Origin of the sequence: Streptomyces fagopyri, assembly GCF_009498275.1 — a bacterium.
GTDB classification, from domain to species: domain Bacteria; phylum Actinomycetota; class Actinomycetes; order Streptomycetales; family Streptomycetaceae; genus Streptomyces; species Streptomyces fagopyri.
In genome coordinates, this window is sequence record NZ_CP045643.1 from 5,787,247 (window position 1) to 5,807,235 (window position 19,989).

Below are 19,989 nucleotides of genomic sequence, written 5' to 3' on the forward strand. Positions count from 1 at the left end.
GGGGCTTGTGGCCCCGGGAGCCCGCGCCCCTTACGGGGCCCTGAGCCCTGGGAGCTTGCGCCCCTTACAGGGCCCGGAGCCCTGGGCGCCCGCGGCCCTTGCGGGGCCCTGAGTCCCCGGGCCTGCGTTCCTCGCGGGGCTCGTGCTGTCGGCGCCTGCGCCCCTTGAGGGGGCGCGGGCGCCTTGGGGGTCAGGGGGTGAGGAAGTGGGTCAGGGCCTCTACGACCATCGCGTGGTCGTCGAGTTGGGGCAGGCCCGAGACCACCACGGTGCCGATCACGCCCGCGCCCTCGACCGTGACCGGGAACGCGCCGCCGTGGGCCGCGTACGTGTCGGGGTCGAGGCGTGAGGACTCCTCGAAGGTCGTGCCCTTGGCGCGGAAACGGGTGCCGACCAGGAGCGAGGAGCAGCCGTAGCGCTCGACGACCCGGCGCTTGCGGTCGATCCAGGCGTCGTTGTCCGGGGTCGAGCCGGGCAGCGCCGCGTGGAAGAGCTGCTGGCCGCCCCGCCGGATGTCGACGGCGACGGGGGCGCCGCGCTCACGGGCGAGCTCGACGAGCAGTGTGCCCAGCGCCCACGCGTCGTCGTGGGTGAACCGGGGAAGCACCAGCCGGCGCTCCTGCTCCTCCAGTTCCGCGATGTCCGGGGCGCTCACAGGACCACCACCGTGTTCTCGCGGGCGGAGCGGCGCGCCGCTTCCAGCACGTCGAGCGCCGCCGCCGCCTCGTGCGCGGTGACGGGGTTCGGTCCGCCGTCGCGCAGCGCGGCCGCCACCGCCGCGTAGTACGCCGGGTACGCGCCCGGGAGTGTCGGCTCGGGCCGGCCGCCTCCGGTGAGCGGGGACTCGCCGGAACCCACACGGCCCCACAGGGACTCGGGCTCGACACCCCACTCGGCGCTCGTGCCGGGACGCCCGCCCTCGCGCAGCTCCGCCTCCTGCGGATCGAGGCCGTGCTTCACGTAACCGGCCCGCGAGCCGAGGACGCGGAAGCGCGGGCCGAGCTGCGCGGTCGTCGCGGAGACGTACAGGTGGGAGCGGACGCCGCTGGTGTGCGTGATCGCGATCACGGTGTCGTCGTCCGTCAGGGCGCCGTCGCGACGGATGTCCGCCTCGGCGTACACGGAGGCCGCGGGGCCGAAGAGGACGAGCGCCTGGTCGACGACGTGGCTGCCGAGGTCGTAGAGGAGACCTCCGATCTCTGCCGGGTCGCCGGACTCGCGCCAGCCGCCCTTGAGCTGCGGACGCCAGCGCTCGAAACGGGACTCGAAGCGCCATACGTCGCCGAGGTCGCCCTCGGCGAGCAGTTTGCGGACGGTCAGGAAGTCGTTGTCCCAGCGGCGGTTCTGGAAGACCGAGAGGAGGAGGCCGCGCTCGTCGGCCAGGGCGGCGAGCTCCCGGGCCTCCGTCGCCGTGCCCGCGAGGGGCTTGTCGACGACGACCGGGAGGCCTGCCTGGAGGGCGGCGGTCGCGAGCGGGACGTGGGTCTTGTTCGGAGAGGCGATGACGACCAGGTCCAGCTCGCCGGCGCGTGCCCAGAGGTCGTCGGGGGTGGCGGCGAAACGCACCTGGGGGAACTCGGCGCGGGCCTGCTCCTGGCGCTCCGGGTTCGAGGTGACGATCGTGTCCAGGGCCAGGCCCTCGGTCGCGGCGACCAGCGGGGCGTGGAAGACGGAGCCCGCGAGCCCGTAGCCGATGAGGGCCACGCGGAGGGGGGCGCCGGGGGCGGAACCTGCTTCAGGACCTGTGTCAGTCGTGCTTCCTGTCATGACTCCACTTTCGCAACGCTGTTGCCAAAGTGCAAGCGCGGGGGACAATGACGTGGTGAACAGGACCAGCGCGGAGTCGGGAGTGAGCCTGCCGGGGCGGATCGAGGGGGCCGGGGCGAATCTGCTCGCCCCGCGCACCCACAACGGGGCGCTCGTGCTCGACCTGCTGCGCACGGCGGGGACGACGGGCATCAGCCGTCTCGAACTCGCCGAGCGCACCGGGCTGACCCCGCAGGCCGTCAGCAAGATCACCGCCCGGCTGCGGGCGGACGGGCTGGCGGCGGAGGCGGGACACCTGGCCTCGACGGGCGGCAAGCCGCGCACCGTGCTGCGGCTCGTCCCCGAGGCAGGGCACGCGGTCGGACTCCACCTGGACCGGGACGAGCTGACGGCGGTGCTCTGCGACCTCGCGGGCACGGTGGTCGCCGAGCGGAGGGTGCCGCTCGGTCTGGGAGCCGGGGCGGCGGCCGTCGTGGAAGGCGCGGCGCGGGAGATCGAGGCGCTGATCGAGGCCGCCGGGGTCTCCGTCCTGGGGGTCGGCGTCGCACTGCCCGGGCCGCTCGACCACACGCGGGGGGTGCTGCACCGGGTCACGGGGTTTCCGGAATGGGACGGGTTCCCGCTGCGGGACGCGCTGGCGGAGCGGCTCGGAGCGCCGGTGGTGGTGGACAAGGACACCAACGCGGCGGCGCTGGGGCTGGCGGTGAGCGGCTGTGCGTCGGGGCGGGGGCAGGGGCCGAGGCAGGGCCCGGGACTCGGGCGCGCGGACGGCCTCGGTGGCGGGCTCGGCGGCGACGACACCGACGGCGACGGCGACGGTCGCGGCGACGGCCACGGAGCGGGCGACCGCGGCGCGGACCACGGTGGGGATCGTGACCGCGACCACGGTGGTGGCCGGGTCCGGGGCGACGGAGGTGAGGGCGGCCGGGGCGGCGCGGGCGTTCGCGCGGGCGGGGAGGCGTTCGCCTATCTGCATCTCGGTACCGGGCTCGGGGCCGGGCTCGTGTTCGGTGGGGCCGTGCACCGGGGCGCCCGTACCGGGGCGGGGGAGTTCGGGCACCAGGTCATTCAGCTGGACGGTCCCCTGTGCGACTGCGGCAACCGTGGCTGCGTCGAGGCGCTCTGCCTCGCCGCGGTGGGGCGCGGCGCCGTGGACGAGGCAGCCCGGGTGCTGGGCGCGGGGGCGGCGAACCTGGTCGGCTTGCTGGACATCGATCTGGTGCTGCTCGGCGGCCGTACGGTCGCGGCTCACCAGGAGGCCTTCGTCCGGGGTGTCGGTGCGGTGCTGGGGGAGCGGGCCCGGCGGGAGGGCACGGACACGGTTCCGGTGCTGGTCGCTCCCGGCGGGGCGCGCGGGGTGGCGGAGGGGGCGGCGCAGCTGTTGCTGGCCCCGTTGTTCGGGCGGGGGGAGGGCTGAGGCCCGTTCGGGCGCGTGCGGGCCGGGACTCGGGGCCGGTGAGGACCGCGGGGGCGGGGCACCGCACCGGGCGGGAGGCGCGGATTCCCCGTTCTTCTCCCGTTCCTGCCTCGCTTCTCCTCGCTCTTCCGCCTTCCGCGGCTCGTCATCCGCTCTTCCTCGGCTCGTCCTCGGTCCGCTGTTCGAGGGGACTTCCGGGGCCGATCGGGGCCATGGACGGGCGTGGCGGCGCGGGGCCGCCGGGCGGCGGTGGAAGGGTCTCGCGTGCCGTTGCCCGTAACCGCCTGACGCTCCTGGTCCCCACCGTCCTCGATCGGCAAAGGCCTTTCATGCGACCGCGCCCGTGCCTCCCGCCCGTCCCGCCCTCCCGCCCTCCCTTCCTCCCGCTCGCGCTGACCGCCGCCGCGTCCACCCTGGGTCTCGCCCTCGGGCCCGCCCCCGCGCACGCACTGGTCGCCCCCGCGGACCCGCTCCCCACCTGTGCCGCCCCCGACACCCGCGCCTTCCCCCTCAAGACCCGGATCCACGGGGGGCCCGGCGCCTTCGAGGCCGGCGGCGGCTTCGGGACCTGGTACATCGACCTGACCAACACCACGGCGCGGACCTGCGGAAACATCCATCCGATCGTCGTGCTGGTGGACGGCGGGCGGGCGCTGCGGCCGAAGCAGGCACGGATGGAGTTCTACGAGGGCGAGAAGCCGCACCCGGTCGTGTTCGAGAAGAGCGACGAGGACGAGAACGTGGGGGCGTTCGACGACGGGTTCCCGGGGTTCACCGTCGGGCCCGGCCGGACGGTCACCGTGAAGGTCCGGCTGGCCGTGACCTCGGACGCCGTGCCGAACGACGTCGTCGCCAAGGCGGCGGTCGTCCAGCGTCACGGTGACGACGGTGACTGGGTGGGGGAGTCGAACGACTACCGGTTCCGGATCAACGGCGGTGGTCCCGACGTCCCCGGGACCACGGAGAACCACGGCCACACCGACGCCGGCGGCACCGGTGGTGGAGACGGCGGGGGCGGCAGCGGCGGCGGCGACGGAGGCGGCAGCGGCGGCGACGGAGGGGGGAGCGGCGGGGGCGACGGAGGGAGCGGGACCGCCACCGACCAGGGTGGCGGCAGCGGCGGTACGGGCGATGCCGGTACCGGTACCGGTGCCGGCACCGACTCCCGTACCGGCGGGTCGGGTGCGGGCGCCGGTGGCGTCGACGGCGGCGGAAACGACGGCGACGGAGGTACGGGCGGCGGCGGGGGAGGTACGGGCGGAGGCACGGACGGCGGCGGGGGCACGGGCGGGAACTCCGCCGCGGACGAGCTCGCCGAGACCGGCCCCGGCGCGCCGCACGGGTTCGGGGTGGCGGGCGTGATCGGCCTCTTCGCGACCGGCGTCGCCCTGTTCGTCATGGCCCGCCGATCCCGGTCCGGACGCGGCTGAGCCCTCCGGCGGATGCCGGTCGGGACGTCGCCGAGCCCTCCGGCGGATCCCTGTCCGGACGTCGTCGAGCCCTCCCGCGGGCACGGCCGCGTGTCCCATCTGCGACCATCCCACCCGTGGACTACCCGAACGACCAGGCCCCCGGCGCCCCCGTCCGCTCCGGCATCCCGGAGCACGGCCGCATCCCCAAGTACTACGCGGTGAAGGCGCACATCGCCCTGCTGGTCGAGGAGTTGGGCGAAGGCGGCCTGCTGCCGACCGAGCGCGACCTCGCCGAGCGGTACGAGGTCGCCCGCGAGACCGTACGCCAGGCCCTGCGCGAGCTGCTGCTCGAAGGGAGACTGCGGCGGCAGGGGCGCGGGACGGTCGTCGCGGGGCCGAAACTGGAGCAGCCGCTCTCCCTCGCGAGTTACACCGAGGGCGTCCGGCGGCAGGGGCGCACCCCCGGCCGTACGCTGATCAGCCTCGATCGCTTCCCCTGTCCCGAGACGCTCGCCGCTGAGGCCGGGCTCACGCGCGGCGAGCCCGTCTGGCACATGGAGCGTGTGCTGCTCGCGGACGACGAGCGGGTCGGGCTGGAGAGCACCTACGTCGCCGTGGCCCGCGTACCGCACCTCGACCGCGACTTCACGCCGGACTCGTCCTTCTACGCGTACCTCCACGACCGGCTCGGTATCGCGTTCGGTGACGCGGACGAACGCATCGAGACCGTGCTGGCCACCCCGCGCGAGGCGTTGCTCATCGGGACGCCGCCCGCCCTGCCGATGCTGCTGATCCACCGTGTCTCGCGGGACACGCGGCGGCGGCCGTTGGAGCGGGTGCGGACGCTGTACCGGGGGGACCGCTTCTCCTTCACGGCGCACCTCGGGGGATGATTCGAGCCATGTTCGGGCGGGCTCCGGCCCGCCCTTTATTATAACGAGAGAATAACGGGTCTAGCCCAAACGTGATGGGTAGTTCACCATCCGGATGCAGTCCGGACCCTTCCGATTCCCCCGTACCGAGGAGCGTTGCCGTCGTGAGAGTGATAGTTGTCGGAGCCGGAGTGGTGGGCACCCTGCATGCCTGGCACGCAGTGGAGCGCGGCCACCAGGTCGTACAGATCGAGCGTGAGGCGGAGGCCCGCGGGGCCTCGCTGCGCAACTTCGGGCAGATCTGGGTGAGCGGTCGCGCCGGAGGAGAGGAACTCGACACCGCCCTGCGGGCGCGGGAGCTGTGGGAGTCGATCGGGGCGCGCGTGCCCGGCCTCGGCTTCCGGGCCAACGGATCGCTGACCCCCCTACGGGGGGAGCGCGAGCTCGCCGTCGCCGAGGCCGCGCTGGCCCGCACGGACGCCGCAGCCCGCGGCTACAAGCTGTTCACGCCCGACGAGGCACGCGCGGTGAACCCCGCCCTGCGGGGGACGTTCGACGCCGCCCTGTACTGCGAGCGCGACGCCGCCGTCGAGCCCCGCACCGCCCAGCTCGCCCTGCGCGAACAGCTGTCGCGGTCCCCCGACTACACCTTCCTGCCGGGGCGCGAGGTCCGGGACGTGATCGGTGAGCGCGCCGTGCGCGACGACCACGGGGACGTGCACACCGGTGACGTCGTCGTGCTGTGCACGGGCGCCTGGCTCGGCGGTCTCGTACGGGAACTGGCCGGTCCCGAACTGCCCGTGCGGCGCGTACGGCTGCAGATGATGCAGACCGACCCGCTCGGCGAACCGCTCACGACCTCGGTCGCCGACGCCGACAGCTTCCGCTACTACCCCGCCTACCGGAGCCCCGCGCTCGACGAGCTCAACACGCTCCAGCCCCAGGCCCCGACCGCGGCCGAACACCGGATGCAGCTGCTCATGGTGCAGCGCGCGGACGGCGGACTGACCATCGGCGACACCCACGAGTACGAACACCCCTTCGCCTTCGACACCCTCGAAGACCCCTACGACCACCTCACCGAGGTCGTCGAGTCCTTCCTCGGACGCCCGCTGCCGAGGATCCGGCGCCGCTGGGCCGGCGTGTACGCGCAGTGCACGGACACCGGCCGGGTCGTGCACCGGCAGCGTGTACGGGACGGGGTGTGGCTGGTCACCGGGCCCGGCGGGCGCGGAATGACCTGTTCACCGGCGATCGCCGAGACCACTGCCAACGAACTGGGATGGTGAAAGAGATGACCACGGACACACGGCTCGTCGTCCTCGACATGGCCGGCACCACCGTCGCCGACGGCGGCCTCGTGGAGCGGGCGTTCGCCGCGGCCGCGGGCGAACTGGGCGTCGAGCCCGGATCCGCGGACCACACCGAGAAGCTGGACTACGTCCGGGCCACCATGGGCGAGTCCAAGATCTCCGTCTTCCGGCACCTGTTCGGCGAGGAACCCCTCGCCCAGCGGGCCAACTCCGCCTTCGAGAAGGCCTACGGGGAACTGGTCGACGGCGGGCACATCGCGCCGGTCGCCGGAGCGCGCGAGGCGATCGAGGCGCTCACCGGGTCCGGGCGGACCGTCGTGCTGAGCACCGGGTTCGCCCGCGTCACCCAGGACGCGATCCTCGACGCGCTGGGCTGGCGGGACCTGGTGGCGCTCACGCTCTGCCCGGCGGACGCGGGGGGCCGGGGACGGCCGTACCCCGACATGGTCCTGGAGGCCTTCCTGCGGACCGGGGCCGCCGACGGCGTCCAGCAGATCGCGGTCGTGGGCGACACCTCGTACGACATGCTCAGCGGGGTACGCGCCGGGGCCGGGCTCGTCGCCGGCGTGCTGACCGGCGCCCACGACGAACCCGCGCTGCGCGCGGCCGGTGCCGGGCACGTGCTCGCCTCGGTCGCCGGACTGCCCGCCCTGCTCGACGGAGCCGGGGCATGACCAGCGGTATCCGCTTCGACCGGGTGTCCGTCGCCTACGACGGCACCACGGTCCTCGACGCCCTCGACCTGACCGTCGAACCCGGCGAGGTCATGGCGCTGCTCGGGCCCTCCGGATCGGGGAAGACCACCGCGCTGCGGGCCGTCGCCGGGTTCGTGCGGCCCGCCTCCGGGCGGGTGTTCATCGGCGACCGGGACGTGACCGACCTGCCGCCCCACCGGCGGGGGATCGGCATGGTGGTGCAGCAGTACGCGCTCTTCCCGCACCTGCGCGTCGAGGACAACGTGGCCTTCGGGCTCAAGGCGCGGAAGGTCGCCAGGAGCGAGATCCGCGGGCGGGTCGCCGAGGCGCTGGAGATGACCGGGATGGCGTCCTACGCCCGGCGCCATCCCCGGGAACTGTCCGGCGGACAGCAGCAGCGCGTCGCCATCGCGCGGGCGCTCGCCATCAGGCCGGGCGTGCTCCTGCTCGACGAGCCGCTGTCCGCCCTCGACGCACAGCTGCGCTCCGGAATGCTCGCCGAACTCGCTCGCCTGCACCGCGAGTTGCCGGACGTGTCGATCCTGTACGTCACCCACGACCAGGTCGAGGCGCTCACCCTCGCCGACCGGATCGCGGTCATGGACAGGGCGCGGCTGCGGGACTGCGGAACACCCCGGGAGCTGTACCGGGCGCCGCGCACCGAGTTCACGGCGTCCTTCGTCGGCAACGCCAACCTGCTGCCCGTGACCGTCGGCCCCGGAACCGTCTCCCTCGCCGGGACCGAGCTGAAGGTCGACACCGCGGACGCCGTGCCCGGCGCCTCGGCGACCCTGTGTGTACGGCCCCACCTCGTCGGCCTCGGCCCCGGACCCAACCAGGTCGCCGGGACCGTCGGCGAGGTCCAGTGGCGCGGCTCCACCCACCGGCTGTACGTCGACGTGGCGGGCCACCGGATGATGGCGGACGTCCGCGAGCTGCGCGAACCCCCCGTCCACGGCGACCCGGTGACGCTGCACTTCGCGCCCGACGACGCCGTACTGCTGTCGGCGGGGGTGACGGCGGATGGCTAGCGCCGTGGCCACCGCCCCCGCGGCGGCACCCGCCGGGTCCCGCCGGCGGATACCGCCGTGGGCCTGGGCCCTGCCGCCCGTCGCCGTCCTCGGCCTCGTCTTCCTCTACCCCCTCGCCCTCGTCGTCCAGCAGTCCTTCCAGCCCGACACCGGCGGCACCTCCGCGCAGGCGTACGGCGACGTGTTCGCCTCCACCGCCTTCCGGGACGCGCTCGGCACCACCGTGTGGCTCGCGGTCGGCTCGACGGCCGGCTGCCTCGTACTCGGGTTCGCGCTCGCCCTGGTCATCGCGTTCGTGCCGTTCCCCGGAGGGAAGGCCGTCGCCAGGTTCATCGACGTCTTCCTGTCCTTCCCGTCCTTCCTCATCACGCTCGCCCTGCTCTTCCTCTACGGCAGCGTGGGCATCGCCAACGGACTGTGGACGGACGCGACCGGTGCCGCCGCGGGGCCCTTCCGGTTCCTCACCACTCCGTGGGGCGTGCTGCTCGCCGAGATCACGTACTTCACCCCGTTCGTGATGCGCCCCCTGCTCGCCGCGTTCTCGGGCATCGAGACCGCCCAGCTGGAGGTGGCGTCCTCCCTGGGAGCGCGGCCCGCGCGGATCGTGCGGCAGGTGATCCTGCCCGAGGCGCTGCCCGCGCTCGCCGCCGGCGGCAGTCTCGTCCTGGTGCTGTGTCTGAACGAGTTCGGGATCGTCCTGTTCACCGGCGCGAAGGGCGTCACGACCCTGCCGATGCTCGTCTACAGCAAGGCGATCCTGGAGTCCGACTACCCGGGCGCCTGTGTCGTCGCCGTCGTCAACGTCCTGATCTCCGTGGGCCTCTACGGCCTGTACCGGGTGGTGAGCCGTCGTGCTGGTGCATAGCCGCAAGGGGAGGTGGGCCACCTGGGCCGTGTTCTTCGCGCTCTTCCTGCCCCTGTTCGCCGTGCCGCTCCTGGTCGTCCTGGCCGCCTCGTTCGCCACCAGCTGGTCGAGCGCGTTCCCGTCCGGCTTCACGACCGGGCACTACGCGGCCGCCACCCGCGGCGAGTCGCTCCAGGCCCTGACCACCAGCCTGGTCACGGCGCTCACCGCGAGCGTCCTCGCGCTGGTCGTCGGCACCTGGGCGGCGCTCGCCGCGCACGCCCTCAAGAAGCGGGGCGCCCGCCTCCTCGACGCGCTGTTCATGCTGCCGGTCGCCGTGCCCTCGGTCGTCGTCGGCCTGGCCGTCCTCGTCGCCTTCTCCAAGCCGCCGGTCCTGCTCAACGGCACCCGGTGGATCGTCGTCCTCGCGCACGCCGTCCTTGTCACGGCGTTCGCCCACCAGTCGGTGTCGGCCGCCGTCGCGCGTCTCGACCCGGCGTACGAACAGGCCGCCGCCTCGCTCGGCGCCCGGCCCTCGTACGTGCTGTGGCGGGTGCGGCTACCGCTGCTGCTGCCCTCGCTGACCGCCGCGGCCGGCCTCTGCTTCGCCCTGTCCATGGGCGAGTTGAGCGCCACCATGATGCTCTACCCGCCCGACTGGACGCCGCTTCCCGTCCGGATCTACGCCGCCACGGACCGCGGCGCGCTCTTCACCGGGTCCGCGCTCGCCGTGGTCCTCATGACCACCACCGTGCTCGTCCTGTTCGCCGTCTCCCGGATCCGTACCAGGGCGGCCTACCGCTGACCCGTCACCGGCCCTGCGCCGGGCCGCACCGCCCCACCGGCGTCCCATCGACCCATCGACCCACTGACCCACTGACTCACCACGTCACGCGAGGAGTTCATCTCGTCATGCCCAGAAACACCTTCCTCAAGTCGCTCGCCGCCGTCCTCGGTGGCCTCGCCCTCGCCTCCACGCTCACCGCCTGCGGTGGTGACTCCGCCGCCGCCGACGCCAAGGTCGTCACCGTCTACAGTGCGGACGGCCTCAAGGGCGAGAACGGCGACGGCTGGTACGACCAGGTCTTCAAGGACTTCGAGAAGCAGACCGGGATCAAGGTCGAGTACGTGGAGGGCGGCTCGGGCGAGGTGGTCCAGCGCGCCGTGCGCGAGAAGACCAACCCGCAGGCCGACGTCCTCGTCACCCTCCCCCCGTTCATCCAGCAGGCCGACGGCAAGGGGCTGCTGCAGAAGTACGCGCCGAAGGGCTCCGACCAGGTCGGCGGCGCGGACAAGGCCACCGACGGCACCTGGACCTCCGTCGTCAACAACTACTTCGGCTTCGTCTACAACAAGAAGGAGCTGAAGCAGGCCCCCACCAGCTGGGACGGGCTGCTCGACGCGACCTACAAGAACAAGCTCCAGTACTCCACCCCGGGTGTCGCCGGTGACGGAACCGCCGTGCTCATCAAGGCGATCCACGACTTCGGCGGCAAGGACGCGGCGCTCGCCTACCTGAAGAAGCTCCAGGCCAACAACGTCGGCCCGTCCGCCTCCACCGGCAAGCTCGCCCCCAAGGTCGACAAGGGCGAACTGCTGGTCGCCAACGGCGACGTCCAGATGAACTACGCGCAGTCCAGGGACATGCCGAACCTGGGCATCTGGTTCCCCGAGGCCACCGACAAGGCCGCCGGCGGCGCCGGGAAGCCGACCACCTTCGCGCTCCCGTACGCCGCGGGCCTGGTCACCAAGGCCCCGCACACCGAGAACGGCAGGAAGCTCCTCGACTTCATGCTCTCGGCCAAGGCACAGCAGCAGGTCAGCGAGATCGGCGGCGGCTTCTCCGCGCGGGGCGACGTCAAGGCCACCGACGCCAACGCCATCGCTCTGACCAAGCTCATGGACGGGGTCGAGGTCTTCGCGCCGGACTGGACCGACATCGACAAGAACCTCACGTCGTACGTCGAGGACTGGAAGTCGGCCACGGGCAGCTGACGCCCCCACCGAGGCGCTCGTCTCCTGCGACGACGGCGCGCCGGTCACGGTGAAGACGCACTCCGCCGAGGTGCCCTCCCGGACGGAGACGCTCACCCTCCAGGTCCCGGCCGGTGCGCGGACGGCCCGTTTCCGGTGCCGCCGCACCGGCGGCGACGACCGGTACCGGGTGATCGACGGAGTGCGGATCGAACAGGCCTGGCCAGGTCGGGATCGTACGGCCCTGACTAGGGTGGGGGGCGTCGGCACAGCGTCGTTCCGGCGCCCCCGGATCCAGTGCGTACGAACGCCAGGACGGCAGGAGACCCAGCAGATGTCAGAGCGCAAGCCCATCGAGTCGTGGCTCACCGACATGGACGGTGTGCTCATCCACGAGGGTGTGCCGATCCCCGGTGCCGACGCCTTCGTCAAAAGGCTGCGGGAGTCCGGGAAGCCGTTCCTGGTGCTCACCAACAACTCCATCTACACCGCCCGTGACCTGCACGCCCGGCTCCGCCGCATGGGCCTGGACGTCCCGGTGGAGAACATCTGGACCTCCGCTCTGGCCACCGCCAAGTTCCTGGACGCCCAGCGCCCCGGCGGCACCGCCTACGTCATCGGCGAGGCCGGCCTGACCACCGCGCTGCACGACATCGGGTACGTCCTGACCGACCACGAGCCGGACTACGTGGTCCTCGGCGAGACCCGCACCTACTCCTTCGAGGCCATGACCAAGGCGGTCCGGCTGATCGAGGGCGGCGCCCGGTTCATCGCGACCAACCCCGACGAGACCGGGCCGTCCACCGAGGGCCCGCTGCCCGCCACCGGGGCCGTCGCCGCGCTGATCACCAAGGCGACCGGAAAGCAGCCGTACTTCGCGGGCAAACCGAACCCGCTGATGATGCGGACGGGCCTCAACGCCATCGGGGCGCACTCCGAGACCAGCGCGATGATCGGCGACCGCATGGACACCGACGTGCTGGCCGGACTGGAGGCGGGGATGGAGACCTACCTCGTGCTGACCGGTCTCACCACGCGTGACGAGATCGAGAAGTACCCGTTCCGGCCCTCCAGGATCGTCGATTCGATCGCGGACCTCGTCGACCGGATCTAAACCATTCGTGACCCGTCCGGAGTAGTCGCGGGCGTCAGCGGATGCGCCGTGCGGCCCGCGGGGGGAGTCTCCAGACATCTGGAGGTTCACGATGGGTTCATGGAAACTCACTCTCTGCACCGGAGCGGTCGTGGCGGTCGCGCTGGCCCCCACCGCGTACGCGGCCGCGCTGACTCCCACCGCGTACGCGACCGCTGTCCGGAGCGACGCGGCGGCCGTCTCGGTGACACCCGCGGTCCCCGCCCCCGGCAGTGACATCCGCCTGCGGGCGGAGGGCTGCACGGGAAGCACCGGCACCGCCGCGTCCGCCGCGTTCGTCGCGGACGCGCGGCTCACGGGTTCGGACGGGGTGCTCACCGGCGAGACCCGGGTCCGCACCTCGCTGTCGCCCGGCACCTACGACGTCACGGTCGGCTGCGCGGGCGGGCAGGGCACGCGGCAGGTCAAGGGCACCGTGACCGTCACCGGTCAGCCGGAGCCGCTCTCCACGCTCTCCGCCCCCGCGTCGCTCCTCGCCTCGCCCGTCGCCCCGGTGCACGCGGGCGGCGGCGGTACCGCCCGTGCCGACGGAAGCGGCCCGCACACGGTGGCCGTGGACGCGCGGGCGACCGGCCCGGGGACCCGGCAGGCGGTGATCGGTCTCGTCCTGGCGGGTGTCGCCGCGGTGGCCGTGGCGCTGCGCAGCGCCCGTCGCGGCCGAGACACGTCCGAGTGACATGCCGGACAGAGAGCGTTCCCCGGGCGTGGGGCGGCTGCTGACCGGCGTCGCCTGGGCACTGCTGCTGCTCGGGCTGTGGCTGTGGGGCAGGGAGGTGACCGACGTACGGCTGGGAATGTCGGCGCCGGCCACGGGAGACATGGCGGCGGTGGGACGGCCGCCGGAGGTCCGGATGCCTCCGCCGCTGAAGCCGCTCGGCAGGGCACGGCCGCAGCGCGTCGACATCCCGTCGATGGGGGTGCGGGCGCCGGTGGTGGCCCGCGGGCTCGACACGCAGGGCGCCATCGATCCGCCGCCCTACGAGCAGCCGGGCGTCGTCGGCTGGTACGCCGCGGGAGTGCAGCCGGGTGCGGCCGGGACCGCGCTGTTCGTGGGGCACGTCGACACCGAGACCCGGCCCGCGGTCTTCTACCAGCTCAGCACGATGCGGCCGGGCCAGCGGATCCGCGTGATGCGTGACGACGGGACCGTCGCCGAGTTCACCGTGGACGATGTCGCGGTCTTCCCGCGCGATCACTTCGACGCCCAACAGGCTTACGGACCACGGCAGTCGGGGCGGGCCGAGCTGCGACTGGTCACCTGCGGCGGCACCTTCGACCGGGCCCGTCGTACGTACACCGCGAACGTGGTCGTGTCCGCGTACCTCACCGGAAAGGGCTTCTGAGCCCGGGGAGCCCGTACGCGGACTCCCGTGGCGGGCGCACCTGGCCCGGCCGGCGGCCCGCTCCCCCCGGGGCCACCGGCCGGACTGGTCCTCGACCGCGCGCGCACGGGCTGCGGGAGTAACCCGGCGGCGGCGCGGGAGGTTCTGAGACCATTCCGGACATCACGCACCACGGTGAGGAACTCGGTGATCCGGATGACCGGCATGGCGGGACCGGCTCGGGGGCCGGGGGCGGTCGAGGCAACTCTAGAGCGGATGGGCGTTCCGGCCTAGAGGCTGTCGGATGTCGGTCGGCGTCGTGGCCCTGTGTGATCCGACCAGGTGACGGCCGCTTCCGCGGGACGGTCCGTCAACACCTCATAGGGACCGGGGCCGTTCGCCGTCCGGACCGTCCCGGTCCGTCGAGCGCGCCACGACCCGCGCCGCGATCTCGTCGAGCGGCAGCCGGTGCCGGCGCGTGTACCGGCGCAGCGCCGGGAAGGCCTGGTCCACGCCCGTGGCCCCGCGCCCGCCGGGTGACGTCGGGCCGGCGGGCGGCGGTCGGGGCGGCGTTCCCCCATTTCGCTGTTCGTCTCCGCCGGGGGCGTCCCGCTCGCTGTGCCGGGCTTCGTCCAGCGGCGCCTACCCGGCGCGTCCGGGCCTGTAACAGCTCGCCGACAGGGTTCGGAGCAGCCCGTGGGCGAGGAGGCGCCCATGTCACGATTGCCCCTCAGGGCGGTGCACCCGAGGGGGAGTTGCATGTACGGCGGCAAGGGGGCCCGGGCACGGGCGTCCATGGCGGTGATGGGGGCGGTCCTGCTGTTGGGGGGGTGTTCGGCGGGGGGCGGCGGGGACGGAGGCGACGACGCGGGGCCCAGGATCCCCCGGCAGCCGGGGAGTCCGGGCCCCTTCTGGGTCAACCCGGCGGGCAACGCGGCCGAGCAGGTGGCCGCGTACGTCAAGGCGGGCAGGAAGGACGACGCCGAGCAGATCCGCAAGATCGCCGAGCGGGCGACCGGCGAGTGGATCGGGCCGGAGAACCCGGAGCGGGAGGCGCGCGGTTTCACGCAGGCCGCCGAGCGGGCGGGCCGGGCCGCCGTACTGGTCCTCTACAACATTCCGCACCGCGACTGCGGCCAGTTCTCGCGGGGCGGCGCCGCGGACGGCGACACCTACCGGACCTGGATCGACGCGGTCGCCCGCGGCATCGGCGACCGGCCCGCCACGGTGGTCCTGGAACCGGACGCGATCCTGCACCTGGTCGACCGGTGCACTCCGGCGCGGTTGGGGGAGGAGCGCTACTTCCTCCTGAAGGAGGCCGTCACCGAGCTCAAGTCCCTGAAGAACACGAAGGTGTACCTGGACGCGGGCAACGCGGGCTGGGGCCACCCCGACCAGATCTTCCAGCCGCTCGAACGGGCGGGCGTCGACCTGGCCGACGGGTTCGCGGTGAACGTCTCCAACTTCTACTCGACGCGGGACTCCGTCGCGTACGGCAAGCGGCTGTCCGCGCGGGTCGGCGGCAAGCACTTCGTCGTCGACACCAGCCGCAACGGCAACGGGCCCTACACGGCCGGCAAGGCCGACGAGAACTGGTGCAATCCGCCGGGACGCGCGCTGGGCGAGAGCCCGACGACGAAGACCGCCGATCCACTCGTCGACGCCTATCTGTGGGTGAAGCGGCCCGGCGAGTCGGACGGCACCTGCAAAGGTGGTCCGAAGGCGGGCGACTGGTGGCCCGAGTACGCGCTCGGGCTGGCGAGGGCTTCGGGGTAAAGGCCCGCGTGGAGCGGCCGGTACGTGACCGGGGGCGCCCTCCGCCGTCGAGCGGAGGGCGCCCCCGGTCACGTGGGCGGGTTCCGGTGGATCAGGGAACCCTGATCCACCGGGCCCTGGACGGCGTTCCCCGGCCGTCCGTCACGAACAGCATGTACCAGCCGGACTCCACCAGGTTCCGGTTCCTCGGCACGGTCACCGTGATCCCGTTCGCCGTCCTCTCGAAGTCCAGCGCGACGGAGCGCTGGTCGACGTCGGTGACGTGGGTGGAGGCGCTCGGCCGGATCAGTCGCGCCGTCCTGATGGACGAGGGGTGCGCGGAGGTGAAGGTGGCCGAGCCGCCGCGGGCGACGGTCCTCGGGCCACCGCCCAGGGCGGGCCGGGAGCCGCGGTAGAGATACGGCGGCGTGTAGATCTCGATGCGCTGTTCGAAGGTGGCGGGCTTGGTGTCGGCCTTGTCCGCGTAGAGCGGGTTGGAGCCGAAGAACATCACGCGGCCGTCGGGCAGCAGGATCGAGCCCGAGTGGTAGTTGCGGCCCACCAGGGGGTCGGCGACCCGGTCGAAGGTGTTGGAGGAGGGCCGGTAGATCCGTGCCTGGAGGATGTCGGAGGCGCCGCGCCCGCGGTAGTCCTCGGAGCCGCCGGACACCAGGACGGTGTCGTCGGGCAGGATCGAGGACTGCGGATAGCGGGTGCCCTTCTCCAGTTCGGGGCCGTCGACGAACCTGGGGTTCCTGTCCTTGAGGTCGATGAGCCGGGTCCTCCTGCTGGAGAGCCTGGACTCGCCGACTCCGCCGCCGCCGACCACCAGGTACTTCTCGTCCTGCGCGGGCGGCAGCAGCACCGTGCCGGAGGTCTCCATCAGGGTGGGATCGCTCAGACCGGGCAGTCTGGTGAACTTGTTCGTGGCCACGTTCCAGATGCCGGGGTCGCGGCCCACGTCGTCCGGTCCGTAGCCCGCGTTCGAGCCCGAGTAGAACATCTCGCCGTTCTGCGTCAGGCTGACCGCCGGATAGGTCGGGAACTGGCGGATGCCCTTGGTGTAGGTCCACTTCCTCGTCCCCGGGTCGAAGACCTCGTTCTTGCCCGGGACCAGCTGGCCGATCTCGTCGAGTCCGGAGAGGCTGAGGATCCTGCCGTCGCTCATGGTCGTCAGCGTCGGGTACCAGCGGGCCTCGTTCATCGGGTCGACCTTGATGTACCGCTCGGCGACCGGATCGAACTCGAACGCGTCGCGGATGCCCTGGAAGTCCTTCTTGTCGAGGGCGAGTTTCTGGGCGATGCCGTACGTGTTGCGCGCGTCCGAGCCCGCCAGGCCCCGGACGCGGTAGTTGTCCTGGGTGCCCGTCTGGTACTTCTGGCCGCTCTTCTGCGCCTCGACGTAGATCCGGCCCAGGCCGGGGTCGTTGCGCAGGAACGCGCCGGTCGCCCTGTCGAAGACCTTCTTCGCGCGCGGGACGAGCACCGGGTCCTTGGAGACGAACGTCCTGCCGTTCTTCTTGCCGGTGAATCGGGTACCCGCGGGCAGCGTGACCGGCTTGTCGGGGTTCTCGTTGTGGACGACCATCAGGCCGCCGGCCTTGGTGACGTCACCCTTCAGCGTCTCGTAGCGCTTGGTGCCGCCGGCGATCAGCAGATTGCCGTCGGCGAGCTGGGTGTGGCCCGTGCAGAACAGGTCGGCGGGCGTCGGGATCGACCTGACGGTCCCCTCGACCGGATCCCAGAGCCGCGTGTCGAACTTCTTCGCGTCGAAGTTGTCCTGGTTGTTGCCCGAACCGGCGACCAGCAGGATCTTGCCGGTGTGCAGCAGGGCCGCGTGGATGGTGTTGAGCCGGTACCGCTCGGGGAACCGGACGATGTCCCAGTGGCCGTTCGCGGCTTTGTACTCGGGCTTGTCGATCGTGTACTGGTGGTACCTCTCCGTGCTGAAGCGATAGACCCACGGTCCGTTCATCCCGGTCAGAGCGAGCACCACCGCACCGCCCATCGCGAGACGGCGGACGCGGCGGCGACGGGCACCGTCTCTCATTTCTCGCGTCCCCCAAGGGAAATCCGCAGGGTCTGTTCGCTGCCGCTGCCGCTGCCGCTGCCGCTGCCGCTGCCGTCGTCGTTGTCGCCGCGCGCCGCCGCCCGGCCGGGCTCGTGCCGCGGCTCGTGCCCCGGCGCGTGCTGCTCCGGCCGGGGCACGGAGGACCGCGCGGGCGGGGGAGCGGTCTCTCCGGGCGGGGCCGGGGGGTTCTTCCCGGTCCGGCGCAGAGTCCACTGCCAGGCGAGGATCGGCGAGGCGGTGATCAGCAGGGCGAAGCAGGCCCAGGTGATCATCGCGGGGTGGGAGTGCCCGAGCAGGGGTCCGGCGACGATCGAGCCGGCGAAGACCAGGATGAAGAACAGGTGGATGCGGAAGGTCCCGAACAGTGTGTCCGGGCTCGCCGAATCACCCTTGGGGGTCACCACGAACCTGCTCCCGCGGCGCAGCACGGCGTCCATCAGCGAGCGGGCGTAGACCGGCGCCGAGAGCGCCGACATGATCATGCCCGCCACACCGCCGGAGCCCTCGGGCTCGTGCGGGGAGACGTTGTGCCGGCGGTTCCACAGGTACAGACCGATCTGCAGCGCGGAGGCGTTGCCGTACAGCATCAGCCACACCGTCGGGTCGATGTTCACGCCCGAGGCGCCCAGGCCGAGGAACAGCGCGCAACTCAGCGCCGCGAGAATCCAGTTGAGGGCCGACATCGGGTAGAAGATGATCATCATGGTGTAGTTGAAGAGCTTGCTGGGCGGCAGCGAGTAGAAGCCCTTCCAGTACTGCTTCAGGATCGTCTCGTACGTGCCCCGCGACCAGCGCAGCTGCTGGGTGAAGAAGTCCGTCCAGGCGTTGGGGCCCTCGCCGACCGCGAGCACGTCCGGCGTGTACACCGAGCGCCACTTGCGTCCCGTGGCCGGGTTCCGGTGGCGGTGCATCTCGAACCCGGTCGCCATGTCCTCGGTGATCGAGTCGTACAGACCGCCGATCTGCTTCAGCGCCCTGATGCGTACGGCGTTGGAGGTGCCCACGAACATCGGCGCGCCGTAGCGGTTGCCGGCCCGCTGGATCAGCGCGTGGAAGAGGAACTGCTGGGACTCGGCGGCCTTGGTGATGGGGTTGTCGTAGTTGCCGTACACCTGCGGGCCGATCACGAAGCCGATGTCCGGGTCGCGGAAGAAGCCGAGCATCCGCTCCAGATAGTTGGGCAGCGGCACGTGGTCGGTGTCGACGGAGGCGAAGAAGTCGTACGCGTCGCCGTGCGCCTCCAGCCAGGCGTTGTAGTTGCCGTGCTTGGTCCTGGCGCGGTGCGGCCCCTTGGCCTGGTTCCACTTCGCGACGCCCTTGCGGGAGAAGTGGTGCACACCGAGGCGCTCGCAGACCTCCTTCACCTCGGGGTCGTCGCCCTCGTCGAGGAGCCAGATGTGCAGAAGGCCCCGGTGGCGCAGCCGGACGGCCGCCTCCAGGGTCCTCGTCACCATGGCGAGCGGTTCCTTGCCGGGCACGAAGGAGGTGAGGAAGGCCACTCGGGTGCCGGTCTCGGGTACCACCGGGATCGGGTCGCGGGCGACCAGGGTCGCGTGCGCGTTCGAGAGTACGTTCATGCAGCGGAAGAACTCGATCAGGCCGATCGAGACGAGCATCACCGTGTCGAGCGCCGGCAGGAAGTCGTGGGCCGGGTAGTCGCGTTCGGTCCAGTGCTCCGGCTGGAGCAGCCAGCCGAGCAGGACCAGCGAGAGCAGTGGCGCCGCGCCCAGCATGAGGGCGGCCCGCAGCCGGTGCGGCTCCTGGGACAGCAGGGAGCGGTACCGCACCTTGTACGGCTTGCTCGGATCGGGACGCGTGAGAGGGCCCGCGAGCCTGCTGTAGTGCTCGTAGTCGTATCTCGGCAGAGTCTTCTTGATCCCCCCGGGGTCACCGGTCCGTTGCGACGGCACTCTGGGCCGGGTCGTCCCGGACGCGTCGAAGTCCTGTCGGGCGCCTGTCGGCGTCGACGTCATGAGTCATTCCCCCCACACGCACGGTCGTGTGCGTGTTCGTCGGTCCTTGTCGTCCGCTCGGATCCCCCTCGACCGTCACGGACGCGTGCTGGCAGGCGGCGTCATCACTTCATCCACACCCATGAAGACCACGGAAACGCGCCCGTCCGGTCGTACGGCGCCCCCTCGGCGCCCGTCCGTGAACGAGGTCCCCAACCTCACGGACGCAACCGGTCGATCCCCCAACTGCCGTGTGACGGCAGCCTCTTGCCGCCCAGGGTTCTACGGCGCCCGCCATGATCGCAAGGCGCGAAACGCTCGGTTAACCGGTCATACGATCTAATTGGGACGTATGTGCGAAGACGGGGGCGTTCCGGTACGACGAAGGGCCCCTCGCTTGAGACGAGGAGC

Annotated in this window: 18 protein-coding genes; 13 read left to right on the forward strand and 5 right to left on the reverse strand. The window is 72.2% G+C overall.

The features are described from left to right. Nucleotides 1-190: 190 nt before the first annotated feature. Both GFH48_RS24950 and GFH48_RS24955 read right to left on the reverse strand, forming a co-directional pair. Nucleotides 191-655: a heme-degrading domain-containing protein gene (locus tag GFH48_RS24950; protein WP_153290385.1), complete on the reverse strand. Its 465-nt coding sequence runs from the start codon at nucleotides 653-655 to the stop codon at nucleotides 191-193. Beyond that, a complete protein-coding gene (locus GFH48_RS24955; protein WP_153290386.1) occupies nucleotides 652-1,767 on the reverse strand; it encodes a Gfo/Idh/MocA family oxidoreductase in 1,116 nt (371 codons plus the stop codon). Before GFH48_RS24955 ends, GFH48_RS24950 begins: the two co-directional genes overlap by 4 nt. On the opposite strand from GFH48_RS24955, the gene GFH48_RS24960 reads away from it, so the two are divergent. The 12 genes from GFH48_RS24960 (at nucleotide 1,766) to GFH48_RS25020 (ending at nucleotide 13,821) form a co-directional block, all read left to right on the forward strand. Then, the gene (locus GFH48_RS24960) at nucleotides 1,766-3,184 is read left to right on the forward strand and encodes an ROK family transcriptional regulator (RefSeq protein WP_153290387.1); all 1,419 of its coding nucleotides are present in this window, start codon (nucleotides 1,766-1,768) and stop codon (nucleotides 3,182-3,184) included. The two genes, GFH48_RS24955 and GFH48_RS24960, sit on opposite strands and share 2 nt — an antisense overlap. Nucleotides 3,185-3,513: 329 nt before the next feature. Continuing rightward, on the forward strand, nucleotides 3,514-4,614 hold the full coding sequence (locus GFH48_RS40155; protein ID WP_407698657.1) for a hypothetical protein: 1,101 nt from the start codon (nucleotides 3,514-3,516) through the stop codon (nucleotides 4,612-4,614). Nucleotides 4,615-4,730: 116 nt separating this feature from the next. Next, nucleotides 4,731-5,489: a GntR family transcriptional regulator gene (locus tag GFH48_RS24975; protein WP_153290388.1), complete on the forward strand. Its 759-nt coding sequence runs from the start codon at nucleotides 4,731-4,733 to the stop codon at nucleotides 5,487-5,489. 143 nt (nucleotides 5,490-5,632) lie between these two features. Further along, nucleotides 5,633-6,757, forward strand: coding sequence for a TIGR03364 family FAD-dependent oxidoreductase (locus GFH48_RS24980; protein WP_153290389.1), 1,125 nt, complete (start codon nucleotides 5,633-5,635; stop codon nucleotides 6,755-6,757). Nucleotides 6,758-6,762: 5 nt separating this feature from the next. After that, a complete protein-coding gene (locus GFH48_RS24985) occupies nucleotides 6,763-7,455 on the forward strand; it encodes an HAD family hydrolase (RefSeq protein WP_153290390.1) in 693 nt (230 codons plus the stop codon). Continuing rightward, nucleotides 7,452-8,507: an ABC transporter ATP-binding protein gene (locus GFH48_RS24990; protein ID WP_153290391.1), complete on the forward strand. Its 1,056-nt coding sequence runs from the start codon at nucleotides 7,452-7,454 to the stop codon at nucleotides 8,505-8,507. Before GFH48_RS24985 ends, GFH48_RS24990 begins: the two co-directional genes overlap by 4 nt. After that, nucleotides 8,500-9,372: a 2-aminoethylphosphonate ABC transporter permease subunit gene (locus GFH48_RS24995; protein ID WP_153290392.1), complete on the forward strand. Its 873-nt coding sequence runs from the start codon at nucleotides 8,500-8,502 to the stop codon at nucleotides 9,370-9,372. The genes GFH48_RS24990 and GFH48_RS24995 overlap by 8 nt, the downstream gene beginning before the upstream one ends. Next, nucleotides 9,359-10,156 (forward strand): ABC transporter permease, encoded by a 798-nt coding sequence (locus tag GFH48_RS25000; RefSeq protein ID WP_153290393.1) that lies wholly within the window; start codon nucleotides 9,359-9,361, stop codon nucleotides 10,154-10,156. The genes GFH48_RS24995 and GFH48_RS25000 overlap by 14 nt, the downstream gene beginning before the upstream one ends. A gap of 107 nt (nucleotides 10,157-10,263) precedes the next feature. Beyond that, entirely contained in the window at nucleotides 10,264-11,346 is a 1,083-nt protein-coding gene (locus GFH48_RS25005; protein ID WP_153290394.1) for a 2-aminoethylphosphonate ABC transporter substrate-binding protein, read from the forward strand. A 313-nt stretch (nucleotides 11,347-11,659) separates the two neighbouring features. Continuing rightward, nucleotides 11,660-12,439 (forward strand): HAD-IIA family hydrolase, encoded by a 780-nt coding sequence (locus tag GFH48_RS25010; RefSeq protein ID WP_153290395.1) that lies wholly within the window; start codon nucleotides 11,660-11,662, stop codon nucleotides 12,437-12,439. A gap of 91 nt (nucleotides 12,440-12,530) precedes the next feature. After that, complete coding sequence (locus tag GFH48_RS25015; RefSeq protein ID WP_153290396.1) at nucleotides 12,531-13,154, forward strand: hypothetical protein; 624 nt, start codon at nucleotides 12,531-12,533, stop codon at nucleotides 13,152-13,154. A 1-nt stretch (nucleotide 13,155) separates the two neighbouring features. Then, nucleotides 13,156-13,821: a class F sortase gene (locus GFH48_RS25020; protein WP_153290397.1), complete on the forward strand. Its 666-nt coding sequence runs from the start codon at nucleotides 13,156-13,158 to the stop codon at nucleotides 13,819-13,821. A gap of 357 nt (nucleotides 13,822-14,178) precedes the next feature. Here GFH48_RS25020 and GFH48_RS39750 read toward each other — a convergent pair whose 3' ends face one another. Next, nucleotides 14,179-14,313 carry a hypothetical protein gene (locus GFH48_RS39750; RefSeq protein ID WP_265590177.1) on the reverse strand — a complete coding sequence of 45 codons (135 nt, stop codon included), beginning with the start codon at nucleotides 14,311-14,313 and terminating at the stop codon, nucleotides 14,179-14,181. Nucleotides 14,314-14,559: 246 nt separating this feature from the next. On the opposite strand from GFH48_RS39750, the gene GFH48_RS25025 reads away from it, so the two are divergent. Continuing rightward, a complete protein-coding gene (locus GFH48_RS25025; protein ID WP_153293096.1) occupies nucleotides 14,560-15,576 on the forward strand; it encodes a glycoside hydrolase family 6 protein in 1,017 nt (338 codons plus the stop codon). Between the two features lie 91 nt (nucleotides 15,577-15,667). Here the strand turns inward: GFH48_RS25025 and glxA are convergent, their stop codons facing one another. Continuing rightward, nucleotides 15,668-17,605: a radical copper oxidase GlxA gene (gene glxA / locus GFH48_RS25030; RefSeq protein WP_153290398.1), complete on the reverse strand. Its 1,938-nt coding sequence runs from the start codon at nucleotides 17,603-17,605 to the stop codon at nucleotides 15,668-15,670. Beyond that, the gene (locus GFH48_RS25035) at nucleotides 17,602-19,599 is read right to left on the reverse strand and encodes a glycosyltransferase family 2 protein (RefSeq protein ID WP_153290399.1); all 1,998 of its coding nucleotides are present in this window, start codon (nucleotides 19,597-19,599) and stop codon (nucleotides 17,602-17,604) included. Before GFH48_RS25035 ends, glxA begins: the two co-directional genes overlap by 4 nt. Nucleotides 19,600-19,989 lie beyond the last annotated feature (390 nt).